Consider the following 17,225-nt stretch of genomic DNA (forward strand, 5'->3'; position numbering starts at 1 on the left):
ATCACCCTTAGTTTTATTTTCCCGCCATCTTTAAAAAACTAATTTTTAAATCATTATAATTTTTTTATAAAGAATTGGAAACCAAAAAGCTAGGCTGATTGATACGAATGAGTCTTCTTTTTCAACTCCATGTATTTTAAAAATCTGAAAAAAGGAGGGAGAATTAAACAAACAGCGACTATCCTGAGCACTTGCACGGTCACGACAAATGTGAAATCACCTTTAAGCACAAAAGCAGTGGTGGTCATCTCCGCAATGCCTCCAGGTGCAAATGCCAATCCGGCAGTAAGGAATGGTACATCGGTTAGCCTCGAAACAAAATAGGCACATAGAAACATAGAGACAATTAATCCTATGGTACTTACAGATGAAATAAACAATGTTCTATTTATTCCATAAAACATTTTTTTATGAAAGCGCGAGCCAATGCTGGCTCCGATAAATATTTGCGATAAGATGATGAGACTTGGCGGCCACCAGGCTACTAGGTCATCTTTTGTAAAGAAAGTGCTTAAGGAATTAACTGAAGCTACACCAATCATACTTCCAATTAGCCAAGGTGCCGGGAACCTTAAAAGCTTTCCTATATAATATCCAATCCATGCTGCAACCACAAACAAGCTTGTAAATGCAAGCTGATTCGGTTCAAATTTTGTTAGTGATGCAGCAGCCGTATCGGTAAATGAATGAACCTCAGAATGAGGATACAAAAAGGACATGATAACAGGTACCGTAATGATGACTAAAAATACACGCATGGCCTGAATAATACTTACAATACCAGTATTGGCGCCAACCTCCTCAGCAATCCCCGGAATGGAAGAAAGTCCGCCAGGTGCAGTAGCAAAAAAACTTGTTAACATATCTAACTTACTCCACTTCCATAAAATCAAGCCTGAAAGCAAAGAAAAAAAGATTGATAGTAAAAGCATGACCGTAATGATGGACCAATTCTCATAAAAAATGGTTAAAACAGAATGATTTACTTTCTGACCTAACTCTATTCCTAACATACACTGTCCAATGTATAACCATTGTTTTTGAATTCCTTTCTGATTTGCAGGTACACGCAAAGCCTTTGGACGCATAATCGATAGAAAAGCTGCTGTAAGGAGTGTTCCAATCATCCATCCAATCGGGAGACCTGTTAAGGAGAGCAAAAATCCCCCTATTCCGCTTAATGTTACGAACCATACATATGGAAGAAACCCCATTGTTTTTTTCATCCTAGAATCCTTCTTTCTTATTTACTTAACAACAGCCAGTTCTGTAAGTATCTTTATTCGATAGCTCAAATATAGTATAATTTTTGAAATAAATAAAATATTAATTTATTATGATTATCCATAAATAATATTGATAGCTAAATGGGAGGTTTTTCTATTGGATGAACGAGATTGGCTGGTTTTACAAACCCTCTTTAAAAAAAAGAACATTACAAAGGCGGCCGAGCATTTGTATATTTCTCAACCAGCCTTAACTAATCGTTTACAGCAATTAGAAAAGGAATTTGGTGTAAAAATTGTAAATAGGGGAAGACGCGGTGTTCAATTTACGCCACAAGGGGAGTATTTAGCCAAAAGTGCACATGAAATGCTACTAAACATACAAAAAATAAAGGAAAATGTCCTGAACATGGAAAATAACATAACAGGAACATTGAGATTGGGCGTTTCTAACTTTTTTACTGATTACATGCTTCCTAACCTACTAAAGCTATTTAAAGAAAAATATCCTGATATTGAATTTAAAGTCACAACAGGCTTTAGCAGTGATATCGCCCATTTAATTCACAACCAAGATGTCCATATCGGCATTATTAAAGGTGACTTCAGTTGGAAAGATCAACGACATTTATTATTTGAAGAGACCATTTGCATCGCTTCTAAGCATAAAATCGATATACAAAACTTACCCCATCTGCCACGAATCGATTATCATACTGATCCTCTGTTAAAAAATTTGATGGATCATTGGTGGTCTGAACATTTTACCCAGCCGCCACTTATCAGCATCGAAGTAGATAAGGCGGACACTTGCAAAAAAATGGTGATCAATGGGTTAGGATACGGTATCCTGCCAAGCATGATTTTAAATGATCGGAAGGATTTATATCGAACCGATATTAAAACAGTTGAAGGAAAACCGATCGTCCGTAAGACATGGATGTATTACCACAAGGATTCATTGAAATTAAACATTGTAAAGGCATTTGTTGATTTTATTGAACATGAATTTAAAGGATAGCACTAGTAAGCGGCTGTTTCAACAGGAGCTGATCCTTGGTTTGAAACAGCCTCTTTCATTTTTAAAGGTTTGAAATCTCCATCTTTTCTAGAGTATATTGGGCTGCAGACGTTCCAGCTAATTTTCCAAAAACTGCTCCTGACATTAATCCAGAACCGCCTGGATAATTTTTGTGAAAAATCCCGCCAACCATTTCACCTGCAGCATAAAGCCCGGCAATCGGCTCCCCTTCTTTGTTTAATACAGCACCTTCTGAATTAACATGTAACCCGCCAAAGGCAAAGGTAATACCGCAGGTTACTGGGTATGCATAATAAGGAGCTCGCTCGATTCGTAATGCCCAGTTCGTTTTTGAAGGAGTAATTCCAATTGTGCCTTTTCCATCTTTTACTGTTGGATTATACTCTCCTCCTTGAACAGCAGCATTATATTCTGCAATTGTTTTTAGAAATTGGGCTTTATTTACTGCCATCAATTCGGCTAACTCTTCAAGGCTATTCGCTTTAAAAAAGGTTGCCTCTTCAAGGTGATATTCCTTTCGCAACATCGGGCGTACTTGAGCATCAAAGAGCTGGAAAGCAACATGACCTGGTTGTTTTAATACTTCGCGGCCATATTTTGCATAAGTGTAGTTCCGAAAATCAGCTCCCTCATCAACAAAACGGTATCCATCTCTGTTAATTAAAAGGCCAAGAGGAAATGATGATTTTTTAAAGATATCACCAGGCTTGTTAAAGTCGCCAAATTTAGGGGCGTTGTAATCCGTTCCAATTGAATGGCAGCCAGACCACTCACCGTATTTTTGCGCTCCGACAGCCAATGCCATTGATAATCCGTCTCCAGTATTAAATTCTGTCCCTCGAACAATCGCCGCTTCCCATTCGTCCCCTAGATGCTCACTTCGCATGTTGTTATTCGCTTCAAAGCTGCCGCATGCTAAAACGATACTTGTTGTTTGAATCGTTATCAATTTTTTATTTTTTTCCACTTTAATGCCGTTGATATGATGCTGATCCATTACTAACTCAATGCCACGTGAATCATACCAAATGTCTATACCTATATCTTCCGCTCTCTTAAAGAGACTTTTTATTAAACCAACACCCTTGTTTTTCGTTTTGACTGGGAGTCCACCCCAAAAATGCCGTTTACCATTCTGCTCAAAGGATTGATTTTCACTATTCAATTCAAATACAATTCCTTGATCACACATCCATGTAATCGTCTCATACGATTTTGAAATAAGCTGTTTTGCTAATACAGGATCACTTTTTCCTTCCGTCACACGCATTAGGTCGTCATAAAAATCAGATTGTGTATATTGTGGCATCACAATCCTTTCTGCTTCTTCGTCTGTGATGTCAGGTATGACCTTTCGAATGTCATCCAAATTATTGTAAGCTACCCTTATCGCTCCATCAGTAAAAAATGAATTCCCCCCGCGTTTTTCAACAGGTCCACGCTCCAAAACCAGGACTTCAGAACCCTTTTCTCTTGCTGCAATCGCTGCACACAAAGCAGCATTACCTGCCCCAACTATGACAACATCATACTTTTTCACAAACATGTTACCCCTCCTATATGGTTTTCTTTCTTAAATTAATAGTAAGGTAACAAAAGGAATTAATAAAATATTGAAGTTTTATCATATTCCATAACCAAAATTTATGACTAAAAGAAAGGCTATGTGGAAGATACCTACTCCCACTCCTCAAAAGATAAATTTGTTGGCTCATCCAACAGATCACCTTGAGAAATCAATAGTAGTTGTTGGTGTTTGCTTATCAACTTCCTCAAATTTAAGTTCATCAATCCACACCTGCCCATTTCCTGAGAGCAAAACGCCAAATGCAATGACTGCACTATTTTCAGGTACATCTAAAACAATGTGATAATGATTCCACTCTGTATTTCCTACAATTGGACGATCTCCCATATTATCAAATTGAAGGACATCATGAAGCGCATCATCTACCCGCATCCAAAATCCACAGAACCCTTCTACATTTTTTGATTTTAAAAATCCAGACAGCTTTAGTCTTTTGCCAAGGTGCTTATCTGCTTTAAATTCCTGCATCATTGTTGCAAATTCACCTTGGGATTGTACAGTAACAGATTTTAAGACCCCAGATGCCTTCCCTTTATGAAAGATTTCTCGATCAATTCCCATCTGATAGTTAAATGGATGACTTCCGCTTAATTTCCACACTTTTAATAACTGTTCATGTGTCATCTTGATTTCCTCCCTTTGGAACGTTAATTTCCCCATGATTTTTCGGTATTGGCCTGGCGGCAATTGATAATATTTCTTAAAAGAACGTGTAAATGATTCTTGTGTTTCAAAACGATAATAGAAAGCAATATCGATTATCTTTTCTTCTGAAAAAAGAAGCATATTAGCCGCATTCGCAATTCTTCTGTATCGGAAATATTCGGATGCAGTCACGCCAATCTCTTTTTGAAAAATTCGGTGAAAGTGATACTTCGAAAAACCAGCAAACTGAGCAAGGCTTTCTAATGTTAGCTCTTCATGTAAGTTCCGCTCTATATATTCAATCGTTTTTTGAATGATGGGACTATAACTCATTTCATGAACCTCCTTATATGTAAGATATCAAAAGTAATAATCATCTTTTTGACATTTATTGCTTTTTATTGGTCCTTATTAAGAAAATTAGTGATAGCAGAAGTGAGGCGACTCACAAAAAAATTACTCATTCACATTTATCATTTAGAAGGTTGTGACCAAGTTGTTAGGAATATTTCTAAAGAATAAATGAACTTACAGCCATGTTACTCTTAATCATTTTAGGATAACTTTATCTGCTTTCAGGTCTGTTGGATACACAAAATGAGGATTTATGTCTGAAATTGTCAGAACATTATTAGGGATTAAAATTGATTTTCCATTTTTTATAATGTTAATATGGTAATGTAAGTGTTTGCATACTTTTAACATCACGAAATACATAGATTACTATTTTTGAGGAGGGTTTTATGAGTCAAATAACAGCAGGTCTAAATGAAAAGGTAGATAGGTTTTTGAGCGGAAAGAAAAAGCTTTATATTAATGGTGAATTTGTAGAAAGCAAATCGCAAAAAACTTTTGATACTTACAATCCGGCTACTGGAGAGGTATTAGCCAGTATTTATGAAGCAGGTGTGGAAGATATTGATCTGGCTGTAAAAGCTGCCCGTAAAGCCTTTGATGAAGGACCATGGTCCAAGATGAGTGCTTCTGACCGAAGCCGTCTTATGTATAAGCTCGCTGATCTAATGGAAGAAAACAGCAAGGAACTTGCCCAGTTAGAGACGTTAGACAATGGTAAGCCAATTCGTGAAACAACCAATGCAGACATTCCTTTAGCAATTGAGCATATGCGTTATTATGCAGGCTGGTCTACTAAGATTGTTGGACAAACTATACCTGTTAATGGACCATTCTTTAACTATACACGCCATGAGGCTGTTGGAGTAGTTGGACAAATTATTCCTTGGAACTTCCCTTTACTTATGGCAATGTGGAAGCTCGGAGCTGCTCTTGCAACTGGCTGTACTATCGTACTAAAACCAGCTGAACAAACACCCTTATCAGCTCTGTACTTAGCTGAATTACTGGAAGAAGCAGGTTTCCCTCCTGGTGTGGTAAATATTGTTCCCGGGTTTGGAGAAACAGCAGGCCAGCCGCTAGTTGACCATCCATTAGTTGATAAAATTGCTTTCACTGGTTCCACTGAAGTAGGGAAGCAAATCATGTCAAATGCTTCCAAAACATTGAAGCGGGTTACACTTGAGCTTGGCGGCAAGTCACCGAACATCATTCTTCCTGATGCCGATTTAACAAAAGCAATCCCAGGAGCACTTAACGGTGTTATGTTCAATCAAGGCCAGGTTTGTTGTGCAGGTTCCCGTGTGTTTATTCAGAAAAAGCAATTTGATAATGTAGTAGCAGATATGGCAGCCCATGCCACTAAGATTAAACAAGGTGCCGGCATCCATGCTGATACAGAAATCGGACCTCTTGTTTCTGCTGAACAGCAAAATCGTGTGCTTAGCTATATTGAGAAAGGATTAAGTGAAGGTGCACAGCTTGTAGCTGGAGGAAATAAGCCTCAGGAACAAGGATACTTCGTCTCCCCTACGATCTTCGCAGATGTGAGAGATGAAATGACCATTGCAAAAGAAGAAATCTTTGGACCGGTAATATCAGCTATGCCATATGAGGATTTAGATGAATTAATTAATCGTGCTAACAATAGTGAATATGGACTTGCAGCTGGTGTGTGGACTAAGGATGTTTCCAAAGCTCACTATATTGCCAATAAACTGCGTGCAGGAACTGTTTGGGTAAACTGCTACAATGCATTTGATGCTGCCTCTCCGTTCGGTGGATATAAACAGTCGGGTATTGGCCGTGAAATGGGCTCCTATGCACTTAATAACTATACAGAAGTAAAGAGCGTCTGGATCTCAATGAATTAAAAAAAGTAATATCCCGATATACAAAAATAAATTGTCATTTTTAAGAAATCTCAAAAAGGCCAATCCCATATGGTTCAAGGGTTTGGCCTTTTGTTTGTTTTTAATTGCTTATCCTCGGTTTCTCACGAAAACACCCAAGAATTCAGCAGGCATATACTTTCGTTTTTTCTTTTTTCGGAGATGGGATTTAGAAAGGGAAATGTCAACTTACATCAATACCCCTCCATACCTGCCATCACGGCAAATAAAAAAGCCGATTCCTCCCTCCTTACCGACTTTGTCGCTTAAAAAGAGGTGCTCTCGGCATACTTGATTAAATTTTATACAATTATTGAAGCAAACAGAAAATAGCACAAAAATACGTGGAAATACTAGTTCACAGTTCTACTATCATTCTTAGGAAAAGCCTTGATTGCGGTTCTTCCTTTTTTACTGTTAAACATTTAATACACGTCTATAATTTTATAAAATCAGCTTGCATTACTCATAAACTGTGATTCCCATGTTTTATATTCCTTGGTACTAGCATTCCAACTTAACCAAGATACCATAATAAGAATGTTATTGTCATATACAACCCAGTATTCCCACCGTTTTTTTTGTATATTTTCATATACCCCAGTTTGCTTAATGAATCGCATATCTTCTCCCCCTCATCCAATAACATGATAAAACGAAGTAAAGATTAGAATATAGAACCCTGGAAACGAATATCGAAATGAAACTTAATTATAATATTCTATGTTTTTTGTCTTTTTCCTTCCTTTTTTATTAAAATTTACTAGTTACATTTTTTCACAGTAAGTATTTGTACTACTACATGTCTATTTTAAGCATTCAAGCGCAATTATTAATTAATTTCTCAAACTGAAACAACTTTATTTGTTTTTATTATTTTAAATAATGCCGAACCTGTATTTTTAAGTTCGATTCTCCACTCTAATCCCCTTTTTATAAACTAAATCTTACTACATAATTCAAAGGAAGTACCCAATACAAGAGTAACTAAAGAATGGTCAGGACCCTGTATTTAATTCTATTAAATTGGGTATTAAGAATACAGAATTCTGGACTATGGTTACGATGAAAAAGATGAAAGAAAAAAACGTACTGCAAATTAATACTATTCCATGTTAGAAATCAAAATAGTTTGTTAATCAGGATCAAAAAAAGTGTTGGCTTAAAATCGCCAACACTTTTCCTTTTTTATCTAATTTTGTTATTCAACAATTCATAAACTTCCCAAAAATCCCCTTACTCAACCGTAACACTCTTCGCAAGGTTACGCGGCTTATCAACATCACAACCGCGATGCAGTGCAGCATAGTAAGAAATTAATTGTAACGGAACGACTGCAACTAATGCTGAAAGCTGTTCATGAACGCTTGGAAGGACGAAACGGTCGTCTTCTTCTTCAAGGCCTTTCATGGAGATAATGCATGGGTTTGCTCCGCGTGCAACCACTTCTTTTACATTTCCGCGAATGCTTAGGTTAACATGCTCTTGAGTTGCTAATGCAATGATCGGTGTGCCTTCTTCAATTAAGGCGATTGTACCGTGCTTAAGCTCTCCGCCTGCAAAACCTTCTGCTTGAATGTATGAGATTTCTTTTAGTTTTAATGCACCTTCAAGGCCAACATAGTAGTCTACAGAACGGCCAATGAAGAAGGCATTGCGAGTTGTTGATAAATATTCACGAGCGATTGCTTCCATTTCTTCTTTTTGATCACACAGAACTTCCATTGCGTTTGCAATGATGCCAAGCTCTTTTGTTAAATCAAATTCTAAAGAGTAACCTTTTGCATTTGCTGCAACAGCGGCAAGAATAGAAAGTACCGCTAATTGTGCTGTATATGCTTTTGTAGAAGCAACGGCAATTTCAGGACCAGCGTGTAGTAACAGCGTATAATCTGCTTCACGAGATAGTGTTGACCCTGGAACATTTGTTATTGTTAATGCTTTATGCCCAAGCTCTTTAATTTGAACAAGAACGGCACGGCTATCTGCTGTTTCACCACTTTGTGAAATAAAGATAAATAATGGATTAGCAGAAAGCAACGGCATATTGTATGAGAATTCACTTGCGATGTGAACCTCAACCGGAGTGTTCGCCCATTTTTCAATAAATTGCTTGCCAATCAATCCAGCATGATAGCTTGTTCCTGCAGCGATGATGTAGATACGATCTGCTGCATTCACAGCATTAACAATATCCTTGTCGATAGTTAAGCCGCCATCTTCATTGCGGTATTTCTCGATAATTCTTCTTGTTACTAAAGGCTGTTCATCAATTTCTTTTAACATGTAGTGAGGATATGTGCCCTTTTCAATATCGCTTGCATCAAGTTCAGCTTTATAAGGAGCACGTTCAATCACATTTCCTTGTAAATCTTGAATCGTTACAGATTCACGTTCAACAAGAACCATTTCTTTATCCATAATCTCTACGTACTGATCAGTAACCTGCAGCATTGCCATTGCATCTGATGCAACAACGTTAAAGCTGCCATCACCTAATCCAACAAGAAGCGGACTTTTGTTTTTTGCAACATAAATTAAATTTGGATTTTGCTCGTCTAATAATGCAATCGCATATGAACCTTTTAAGATTGATAACGTTTGACGGAACGCTTGCTCAACCTCTAATCCTTCTGCTACAAATTTCTCGATTACTTGAACGATTACTTCTGTATCAGTATCACTTTTCAATTGTACATCTTGTAAATATTCACGCTTTAAGATTGAGTAATTTTCAATAACACCATTATGCACAAGTGTAAATCTGCTTGTTGTACTTTGGTGTGGATGTGCATTCACTCGGCTTGGAACACCATGTGTTGCCCATCTTGTATGACCAATTCCTGTTGATGCTTGTACTTTTTCATCAACACTTTCGCGAAGCTCGGCAATACGTCCTTTTTCTTTGAAAATATGCACACCATCTTCGTTCATGGCTGCAATACCAGCAGAGTCATATCCACGGTATTCTAGTTTTTCTAATCCTTTTAATAAAATGTCCTTAGCATCTTGTTGTCCAATATAACCTACGATTCCGCACATATTATTTGTTTCCTCCCATAGTGTGTAACCAGGGACAGGAAGCCGTTTTTCGGAGACATTCACTGTCCCCTCACACATGTTTTATTTATTTGGAAGGCTACGTTTTTCTCTTTGTACAAAAAGTTGCCTCTTTGTTTTAAAGAAAAACTTACGGCTGTAACCTAAAATCAGCCGGGAGGCATCCGCCGAATTTTCGATAACCTCCATCCTCGTCAACTAAGCACTTTCGTCCAGCTCAGTTCAGGCGCTTTAAAAAAATAACTAATCTAATCTCTTTGTTGCTCCTTTCCCTCAAAATAAAAAATACAAAAACAATCATACAACACATAAAAAAAACCGTCAATCAAAAACTTGTGAAAACTTAACCATTCAGCTTTAAATGGTATAAGTTATACTATGTATGAAAATGCTTTCATGTTATTAAAAAAGGCAGGTTTCCCTGCCTCTATTCTTTCTACTCCATACCCATTTCTTGTTTTACAACCTCTACAATCCGCTCAACATACTCACGGCACAGCTCTTCAGTTGGTGCTTCAGCCATGACACGAACTAAAGGTTCTGTACCTGAAGGGCGAACAAGAATGCGGCCATTTCCATTCATTTCTGACTCAACTGCAGAAATGACTTCTTTTACCTTTTCAGTTTCTGTTACATGATGTTTATCTGTTACTTTTACATTGATTAGTAATTGTGGATATTTTGTCATTTCACTCGCAAGCTCTGAAAGCTTCTTGCCTGTTCGCTTCATTATGTTAACAATTTGCAAGCCTGTAAGCAGTCCGTCACCAGTTGTATTGTAATCAAGGAAAATTATATGCCCTGATTGCTCTCCGCCAAGGTTATAGTCATTTTTCTTCATTTCCTCTACAACATAGCGGTCACCAACAGCAGTTGGAATACTGTTAATTTCATGCTGCTCAAGCCCTTTGTAAAAGCCAAGGTTACTCATAACGGTAGAAACAACCGTGTTTTTCTTAAGTCTTCCTTCACTTTTTAAGAATTTAGCACAAATATACATGATTTGATCGCCATCAACAATATCGCCATTCTCATCAACAGCAATCAGACGATCACCATCACCATCAAATGCAAGGCCGATATCCGCATTTTTCTCCTTAACAAAAGCAGCTAATGCTCCTGGATGTGTTGACCCTACACCGTCATTAATATTTAATCCGTTAGGAGAGGTACCCATCGTTGAAACGTCTGCATCCAAGTCAGCGAATAGATGAGTAGCAAGAGATGACGTTGCACCATGGGCACAATCCAAAGCAACATGAATAGCAGTAAAGTCTTCATCAACTGTTTGTTTCAGGAATTGAAGGTACTTTTGACCACCCTCGAAATAATCATTAACTTGTCCGAGATGCGCTCCTACAGGTCGTGGAAGTGTATCTACCTCTTGATCCATTAAGTTTTCAATTTCATACTCCTGCTCATCTGAAAGCTTAAATCCATCTGGGCCAAAATACTTAATGCCATTATCTTGAACAGGGTTATGTGAAGCAGAGATCATGACTCCCGCTTGTGCTCCTAGTGCCTTTGTTAAAAAGGCTACACCTGGAGTGGAGATAACGCCTAAACGCATAACTTCCGCTCCAATTGATAGAAGACCTGCTACAAGAGCACCTTCTAGCATATGACCTGAAATACGAGTGTCACGACCAATTAATACTTTTGGTCTTTCTGTATTTTTCGTTAAAACATACCCGCCGCATCGCCCGATTTTAAAGGCCAGCTCAGGTGTTAATTCACTATTTGCAACTCCTCGTACTCCGTCTGTACCAAAATACTTTCCCATGGGTTTCGCTCCTTTATTTATTCCGCCTTAAGTGGCTGAAGAAATTTTCACTTTTACTTTTGCTTGTTCTAATGACCATGTTATATTTTGTGGGCCATTCACCTCAACAGGTACTTCATGTTCACCTTCACTTAGATCTGAAAGGTTTATATATAATTCTATATCAGAAGAATTAATCTCTTTAATCACATTTGGTGCTCCGAATATAATAACATCCAGTGTTCCAGATTCCGGATCAACCATCTCAACGTCCATGCCTTCAGATAAACCAACTGCTTTCACTGATTGAGCCTCAAAGGTTTTTTCATCTTGTTCAGCGACGTCTATATTGATTTTGATTTTTTCAGGATTTACTTTATTAACTCCTTCTGGAATTGGAATAGGTACTTCTAAAACAGTGTCCTTTTTGATTTTACTAAGATCGACTGTAACCCCATCTATAAATTGAAGTTCCTCTATTACATCCAAAGGACCAAATACGGTAATTTCCTTAGGTTCCGGTTCGATACTTGATATACTTAAGCCTTTTTCAAGCTCACCTTCCCTGACAATTTTAAATGGCAAAACTCTACTTGGACTTTTAATAGGGACTGTTACATCAACGACCGTCGGTTCTACCTCAACAGGCAACTCATTTCCGGCACTGTCATAGATCGTTATTCGTGATTCCTGATTAACGGTTTCTTCTGCATCTTCTAAGTTTACGACTGCTTTTACACTTGAAATCTGCTCAATTACTTCTTTTGAAGCTGTCACCCGAACGCTGTTTGGATTGACAATTGGTTGATCCGCTTCATAGCCTTCCTCAAGCTTATCTTCATTCAGAAAATCGACTTCTACTTGAAAATCCTTTGTAACCTTCTCTTCAATTGAAACAGAAATAACATTAGGGTTAATATTTGCCTCGAGGTCCCCAGAAAGATTTTTTATCCCAAGCTTCACTTTATGAGTTCCGGTCGATAACTTCGTTAAGTCTGCATATACTTCAAAATCTCTAAGCTTACTCGCTTTCGTTAACGTGCCTGTTGCCCCTTCCAAATCTACTTCAACTGATTCAGGAACACCTGTAACAACAAGGTTTTCTTGATCAAAATATGTTGTAACAGGAACACCTGTGACAGTAGTCTGGTCCGCTTCAGGCGAAAAGGACAAAGGAGATGATGAATTATTCTTAACCGAAGTGCCTGAATCGATATTGACTGAAGCATATAACATTAAGGCCATGAATAAAGCAATAACCCTCATCACCCAATGGTTATTCATTAGCTTATCCATTATTCTTACCCCTCCATTGCCAGCGGTTTGAGGAAGCAGGTTTTGTTGAAACAATTAACTCTTTTTGAAGAATTTCCCTTAATTCATCTTGAGTCAAGTTTCGATAAAGCTCACTATTTCTTGCTGCAGAGACACTTCCAGTCTCTTCAGATACGATAATGGTTAAACTGTCTGTCACTTCACTTATCCCTAAAGCTGCCCTGTGCCGCGTCCCCAATTCCTTAGAAATAAACGGACTTTCAGAAAGAGGCAGATAACAAGCAGCTGCAGCAATTTGATTCTTTTGGATAATAACCGCTCCATCATGAAGCGGTGTGTTCGGGATAAAGATGTTAATTAACAATTCAGAAGAAATCATAGAATTTAAAGCTATTCCTGTTTCTATGTAATCACTCATGCCTGTTTCTTTTTCTATGGACATTAACGCACCAATCCGACGCTTTGCCATATAATCTGTTGCCTTCACAATTGCCTCAACAGTTATTTCAGGATCGTCCTCTCCAGGCAGACTGCCCCTGGAAAATAAACGTCCTCTGCCTAGCTGTTCTAAAGCTCTGCGCAGCTCTGGCTGGAAAATGATAATAATGGCTAAAAACCCCCATGTTAAGGCTTGGTCCATTAACCACTGTAACGTGCTTAAACCTAGATATTGACTTAACATGCGGACTACAATTATCACTGTAATTCCTTTTAATAGCTGTACAGCCTTTGTTCCCCTTATGACCATAATCAATTTATAGATAACATACCAAACAAGGAGAATATCAACAGCTATGCCGAGGTAATGCAATATTGGTATATCCTCATATCCCATTCACTCGTCCTCCATGTATTTCACTCTTTTGATAGGTAAAATCTCGTTTATTTAGTTTTTATCATCAGTGAAGTATTTCCCCTTACTAAACTAAACTGAAATAAAGGGTTCTAATAACTATAGTATTATATCACTTCTTGAGTAGAAATGTAAAAAGGCCACCATAATGATGGCCTTATGTTTAATCAAAAACACTGATAACATCCTGTGAGAGGGATTTAATATGGTACCATAACCACTCAAACAACTGATCCACTTCCTCTATCTCTCCGGTCACTTGGCCTGCTGATGCGAGGTATTTCTCCCCATTGATCACAGTAACATTTCCTTCAATTTTACCCTCAATCACTAATGTCCCGTTTTTTACAGTGACATCTCCTTTAATAACTTCTCCCTTTGGTACTGTGACCTTGCTGTTTTCAACAACTAGATCAGAGTGCTTAGAGACACTAAATTGCTGATCTTCATTCCAAGCGGAAAATAAACTTCCTGCCATAAGAAGAACAAATAAAGATGCCGCTGCTAATAGTGGATGGCCCTTCAGCCAACGATTCCACGATACGGTACGCTTTTCTTTTGGAAGTCTGTTCATAACGGCTTGGGTGAAATCTTTTGGAGCTTCAATATGGGATGTACTTTGGACTAGTGCAATAGCTTTTTCTAATTCATGAAAATGTTGAAAGCACTCTTTGCACGTATGAAGATGGTCTTTCACCTTTTTTTCTTCATCACTTGTTAGTTCATGATCCAAATATTTATGCAAAAGCTGCACGAATTCAGAAGAACAGCTCATATTTCTCACCTCATTATAAATGCCTTAATTGCTTTCGCAGGGCTTCTCTACCTCTGTGAATCCGGGTTTTGACAGTACCTATCGGAATATCAAGGATTTCACTTATTTCTATTAATGATAGCTCATCTATATACTTTAAGACAATAACCGTTCGATATTTATCTGGCAGCTTTAAGATTTCTGCCTGAATTGTCTGCTGAAGCTCCATCGTTTCAAGCTCATCCTCAGGTAAAGCTACCTCTGCAGCAATTTGGGAATACATTGTTAATCCATCTGTTCCAGAAACTTCTGCATCAAGGTAATAATCCGGCTTCTTTTTTCGAATTCGGTCAATCGAAAGATTCGTTGCGATGCGATATAGCCATGTTGAGAACTTTTTATTCATATCGTACGTATGGATATTTACATACGCACGTATGAAGGCTTCCTGTGCGATATCTTCTGCTTCATGCGCGTTTCCCAGCATACGATAACATAATTGATAGATCTTGTCCTTATACAAATCCACGATTTCAGCAAATGCATTTTGGTCGCCCTTTTTAACCTGTTTAATCCGCTTCTTTACTATTGTTTCCATTTTCACATACCTCCGCACTCTGCGGGTCTCTTTATATACGTATTATCATTCCATAAGGTTTCATTTATTGCACATAAAAATATTTTAACAAATTTTGGAGATGAGTAGGGCATTTTTATTAATTTGTTTTAAATAGAATATAAAGAAATAGATTTATCTTTGTACCAGTCAAAAAGTCACAAGAAAAAGGGGTAAATCGAGTGAATTATATGAACGATAACGAAAATACAAAAAAACCATAAACAATTGTCCATGGTTGTATCTTTTTATTAATATATGCATTGGTGGAGCCTAGCGGGATCGAACCGCTGACCTCCTGCGTGCAAAGCAGGCGCTCTCCCAGCTGAGCTAAGGCCCCAATTAAGAGTATGGAGCGGAAGACGGGATTCGAACCCGCGACCCCCACCTTGGCAAGGTGGTGTTCTACCACTGAACTACTTCCGCAAGAGATGAGCCATGAAGGACTCGAACCTTCGACCCTCTGATTAAAAGTCAGATGCTCTACCAACTGAGCTAATGGCTCTAATGGCTGGGCTAGCTGGATTCGAACCAACGCATGACGGAGTCAAAGTCCGTTGCCTTACCGCTTGGCTATAGCCCATTGAAAAGATTACTTCTATGAATATTTATAAAATAGTATCAACAATACCTAGTGAAAATATTCACAACTAAACTCTCTAAACAAAATCAAAGATAAACAAATGATGAAATGGAAGCCCATTTTCCTTCGTTTATCTACATTTTTTATGTAAATGGTGGAGGGGGGCAGATTCGAACTGCCGAACCCTAAGGAGCGGATTTACAGTCCGCCGCGTTTAGCCACTTCGCTACCCCTCCATATTTATGAAACAGTGCCGGCAAGAGGACTTGAACCCCCAACCTACTGATTACAAGTCAGTTGCTCTACCAATTGAGCTACACCGGCGTACTAGATGTTAGAACTATAAAAGTACGATGTTGGAGAAGTTCATTAAAGATTTTTCTAACCTCTCACTTCTCACATCTAAATTCTAAAATGGTGGAGGATGACGGGATCGAACCGCCGACCCCCTGCTTGTAAGGCAGGTGCTCTCCCAGCTGAGCTAATCCTCCGAGATTATGTATTAAATGGTGACCCGTACGGGATTCGAACCCGTGTTACCGCCGTGAAAGGGCGGTGTCTTAACCGCTTGACCAACGGGCCATTGAGGCATTTTCTTTTTTGAATATTAAGCTTCCAACCGGGCTCGAACCGGTGACCTCTTCCTTACCATGGAAGTGCTCTACCAACTGAGCTATGGAAGCATTGGCTCCGCAGGCAGGATTCGAACCTGCGACCGATCGGTTAACAGCCGATAGCTCTACCACTGAGCTACTGCGGATTAATAACAAGCCTGGCAACGTCCTACTCTCACAGGGGGAGACCCCCAACTACCATCGGCGCTGAAGAGCTTAACTTCCGTGTTCGGCATGGGAACGGGTGTGACCTCTTCGCCATCGCCACCAGACAATTAGTTTTCGGCTCCCGATGAACTTCACATTTCTGCGTCATCTCATTCGTCAACATCCTCACGTACAGCTGTACGCTCCGGTGTCTCCTCAATCGATTCCTTGAACTGTTGGTTCCTCGAAATCCTCTTACTTGGTATTAAGTTTGAAGGTTTACTATGTTCCCTCAAAACTAGATAACGATTATACAATTCATTCACTGAGCTTTTCGCTTTTGTATTAGGTTAAGTCCTCGATCGATTAGTATCAGTCAGCTCCACACGTCACCGCGCTTCCACCTCTGACCTATCAACCTGATCATCTTTCAGGGATCTTACGTTACAAAGTAACAGGGAAATCTCATCTTGAGGGGGGCTTCATGCTTAGATGCTTTCAGCACTTATCCCTTCCGCACATAGCTACCCAGCTATGCCTTTGGCAAGACAACTGGTACACCAGCGGTGCGTCCATCCCGGTCCTCTCGTACTAAGGACAGCTCCTCTCAAATTTCCTGCGCCCACGACGGATAGGGACCGAACTGTCTCACGACGTTCTGAACCCAGCTCGCGTACCGCTTTAATGGGCGAACAGCCCAACCCTTGGGACCGACTACAGCCCCAGGATGCGATGAGCCGACATCGAGGTGCCAAACCTCCCCGTCGATGTGGACTCTTGGGGGAGATAAGCCTGTTATCCCCGGGGTAGCTTT

Annotated in this window: 11 protein-coding genes, 10 tRNA genes, 2 rRNA genes and 1 pseudogene; 2 read left to right on the forward strand and 22 right to left on the reverse strand. The window is 39.0% G+C overall.

What is annotated here, in order from left to right:
* Window positions 1-89: 89 nt before the first annotated feature.
* Window positions 90-1,226 (reverse strand): AbrB family transcriptional regulator, encoded by a 1,137-nt coding sequence (locus WQ54_RS10550; protein WP_046516068.1) that lies wholly within the window; start codon window positions 1,224-1,226, stop codon window positions 90-92.
* A 157-nt stretch (window positions 1,227-1,383) separates the two neighbouring features.
* On the opposite strand from WQ54_RS10550, the gene WQ54_RS10555 reads away from it, so the two are divergent.
* Window positions 1,384-2,247: a LysR family transcriptional regulator gene (locus WQ54_RS10555; protein ID WP_046516071.1), complete on the forward strand. Its 864-nt coding sequence runs from the start codon at window positions 1,384-1,386 to the stop codon at window positions 2,245-2,247.
* 61 nt (window positions 2,248-2,308) lie between these two features.
* On the opposite strand, the gene tcuA is transcribed toward WQ54_RS10555, so the two are convergent.
* Window positions 2,309-3,814 (reverse strand): FAD-dependent tricarballylate dehydrogenase TcuA, encoded by a 1,506-nt coding sequence (gene tcuA, locus WQ54_RS10560; protein WP_197089580.1) that lies wholly within the window; start codon window positions 3,812-3,814, stop codon window positions 2,309-2,311.
* Window positions 3,815-3,945: 131 nt separating this feature from the next.
* A pseudogene (locus tag WQ54_RS10565) lies at window positions 3,946-4,834 on the reverse strand (helix-turn-helix transcriptional regulator).
* 410 nt (window positions 4,835-5,244) lie between these two features.
* On the opposite strand from WQ54_RS10565, the gene WQ54_RS10570 reads away from it, so the two are divergent.
* Window positions 5,245-6,729 (forward strand): aldehyde dehydrogenase family protein, encoded by a 1,485-nt coding sequence (locus WQ54_RS10570; protein ID WP_046516073.1) that lies wholly within the window; start codon window positions 5,245-5,247, stop codon window positions 6,727-6,729.
* Between the two features lie 470 nt (window positions 6,730-7,199).
* Here the strand turns inward: WQ54_RS10570 and WQ54_RS33510 are convergent, their stop codons facing one another.
* From WQ54_RS33510 to WQ54_RS10660, 19 genes are all read right to left on the reverse strand, one after another.
* The gene (locus WQ54_RS33510) at window positions 7,200-7,370 is read right to left on the reverse strand and encodes a hypothetical protein (RefSeq protein ID WP_156177865.1); all 171 of its coding nucleotides are present in this window, start codon (window positions 7,368-7,370) and stop codon (window positions 7,200-7,202) included.
* A gap of 613 nt (window positions 7,371-7,983) precedes the next feature.
* Window positions 7,984-9,789, reverse strand: a complete 1,806-nt coding sequence (gene glmS, locus WQ54_RS10575; RefSeq protein WP_046516076.1) for a glutamine--fructose-6-phosphate transaminase (isomerizing) — start codon at window positions 9,787-9,789, stop codon at window positions 7,984-7,986.
* Between the two features lie 454 nt (window positions 9,790-10,243).
* Complete coding sequence (gene glmM / locus WQ54_RS10580) at window positions 10,244-11,590, reverse strand: phosphoglucosamine mutase (RefSeq protein ID WP_046516078.1); 1,347 nt, start codon at window positions 11,588-11,590, stop codon at window positions 10,244-10,246.
* Between the two features lie 27 nt (window positions 11,591-11,617).
* The gene (locus tag WQ54_RS10585) at window positions 11,618-12,865 is read right to left on the reverse strand and encodes a YbbR-like domain-containing protein (RefSeq protein ID WP_046516079.1); all 1,248 of its coding nucleotides are present in this window, start codon (window positions 12,863-12,865) and stop codon (window positions 11,618-11,620) included.
* Window positions 12,858-13,679: a diadenylate cyclase CdaA gene (gene cdaA, locus WQ54_RS10590; RefSeq protein ID WP_046516082.1), complete on the reverse strand. Its 822-nt coding sequence runs from the start codon at window positions 13,677-13,679 to the stop codon at window positions 12,858-12,860. The genes WQ54_RS10585 and cdaA overlap by 8 nt, the downstream gene beginning before the upstream one ends.
* Before the next feature lie 181 nt (window positions 13,680-13,860).
* A complete protein-coding gene (locus WQ54_RS10595; RefSeq protein ID WP_046516084.1) occupies window positions 13,861-14,472 on the reverse strand; it encodes an anti-sigma factor in 612 nt (203 codons plus the stop codon).
* Between the two features lie 13 nt (window positions 14,473-14,485).
* Window positions 14,486-15,049 (reverse strand): RNA polymerase sigma factor SigW, encoded by a 564-nt coding sequence (sigW, locus tag WQ54_RS10600; protein ID WP_046516087.1) that lies wholly within the window; start codon window positions 15,047-15,049, stop codon window positions 14,486-14,488.
* 282 nt (window positions 15,050-15,331) lie between these two features.
* A tRNA-Ala gene (locus WQ54_RS10605) sits at window positions 15,332-15,407 on the reverse strand.
* 11 nt (window positions 15,408-15,418) lie between these two features.
* Window positions 15,419-15,493, reverse strand: a tRNA-Gly gene (locus WQ54_RS10610).
* A 6-nt stretch (window positions 15,494-15,499) separates the two neighbouring features.
* Window positions 15,500-15,572: transfer RNA gene (locus WQ54_RS10615), tRNA-Lys, on the reverse strand.
* Between the two features lie 3 nt (window positions 15,573-15,575).
* Window positions 15,576-15,650, reverse strand: a tRNA-Gln gene (locus WQ54_RS10620).
* Between the two features lie 152 nt (window positions 15,651-15,802).
* Window positions 15,803-15,886 (reverse strand) — tRNA-Tyr (locus WQ54_RS10625).
* Between the two features lie 15 nt (window positions 15,887-15,901).
* Window positions 15,902-15,974 (reverse strand) — tRNA-Thr (locus WQ54_RS10630).
* A 91-nt stretch (window positions 15,975-16,065) separates the two neighbouring features.
* Window positions 16,066-16,141, reverse strand: a tRNA-Val gene (locus WQ54_RS10635).
* 16 nt (window positions 16,142-16,157) lie between these two features.
* A tRNA-Glu gene (locus WQ54_RS10640) sits at window positions 16,158-16,232 on the reverse strand.
* A gap of 28 nt (window positions 16,233-16,260) precedes the next feature.
* Window positions 16,261-16,333, reverse strand: a tRNA-Thr gene (locus WQ54_RS10645).
* 2 nt (window positions 16,334-16,335) lie between these two features.
* Window positions 16,336-16,410, reverse strand: a tRNA-Asn gene (locus WQ54_RS10650).
* A 10-nt stretch (window positions 16,411-16,420) separates the two neighbouring features.
* A 5S ribosomal RNA gene (gene rrf, locus WQ54_RS10655) occupies window positions 16,421-16,536 on the reverse strand.
* A gap of 221 nt (window positions 16,537-16,757) precedes the next feature.
* Window positions 16,758-17,225 (reverse strand): 23S ribosomal RNA (locus tag WQ54_RS10660); the annotation flags it as partial.

Source organism: Bacillus sp. SA1-12 (assembly GCF_000981385.1).
In the GTDB taxonomy this organism is placed as follows: Bacteria; Bacillota; Bacilli; order Bacillales; family Bacillaceae; genus Metabacillus.

Excerpts from the sequence above, each read along its gene's own strand:
- WQ54_RS10595 (WP_046516084.1), bottom strand. The coding sequence starts at position 14,472 with ATGAGCTGTTCTTCTGAATTCGTGCAGCTTTTGCATAAATATTTGGAT.
- cdaA (WP_046516082.1), bottom strand. The coding sequence starts at position 13,679 with ATGGGATATGAGGATATACCAATATTGCATTACCTCGGCATAGCTGTT.
- glmS (WP_046516076.1), bottom strand. The coding sequence starts at position 9,789 with ATGTGCGGAATCGTAGGTTATATTGGACAACAAGATGCTAAGGACATT.
- tcuA (WP_197089580.1), bottom strand. The coding sequence starts at position 3,814 with ATGTTTGTGAAAAAGTATGATGTTGTCATAGTTGGGGCAGGTAATGCT.
- glmM (WP_046516078.1), bottom strand. The coding sequence starts at position 11,590 with ATGGGAAAGTATTTTGGTACAGACGGAGTACGAGGAGTTGCAAATAGT.
- sigW (WP_046516087.1), bottom strand. The coding sequence starts at position 15,049 with ATGGAAACAATAGTAAAGAAGCGGATTAAACAGGTTAAAAAGGGCGAC.
- WQ54_RS10570 (WP_046516073.1), top strand. The coding sequence starts at position 5,245 with ATGAGTCAAATAACAGCAGGTCTAAATGAAAAGGTAGATAGGTTTTTG.
- WQ54_RS33510 (WP_156177865.1), bottom strand. The coding sequence starts at position 7,370 with ATGCGATTCATTAAGCAAACTGGGGTATATGAAAATATACAAAAAAAA.
- WQ54_RS10585 (WP_046516079.1), bottom strand. The coding sequence starts at position 12,865 with ATGGATAAGCTAATGAATAACCATTGGGTGATGAGGGTTATTGCTTTA.
- WQ54_RS10550 (WP_046516068.1), bottom strand. The coding sequence starts at position 1,226 with ATGAAAAAAACAATGGGGTTTCTTCCATATGTATGGTTCGTAACATTA.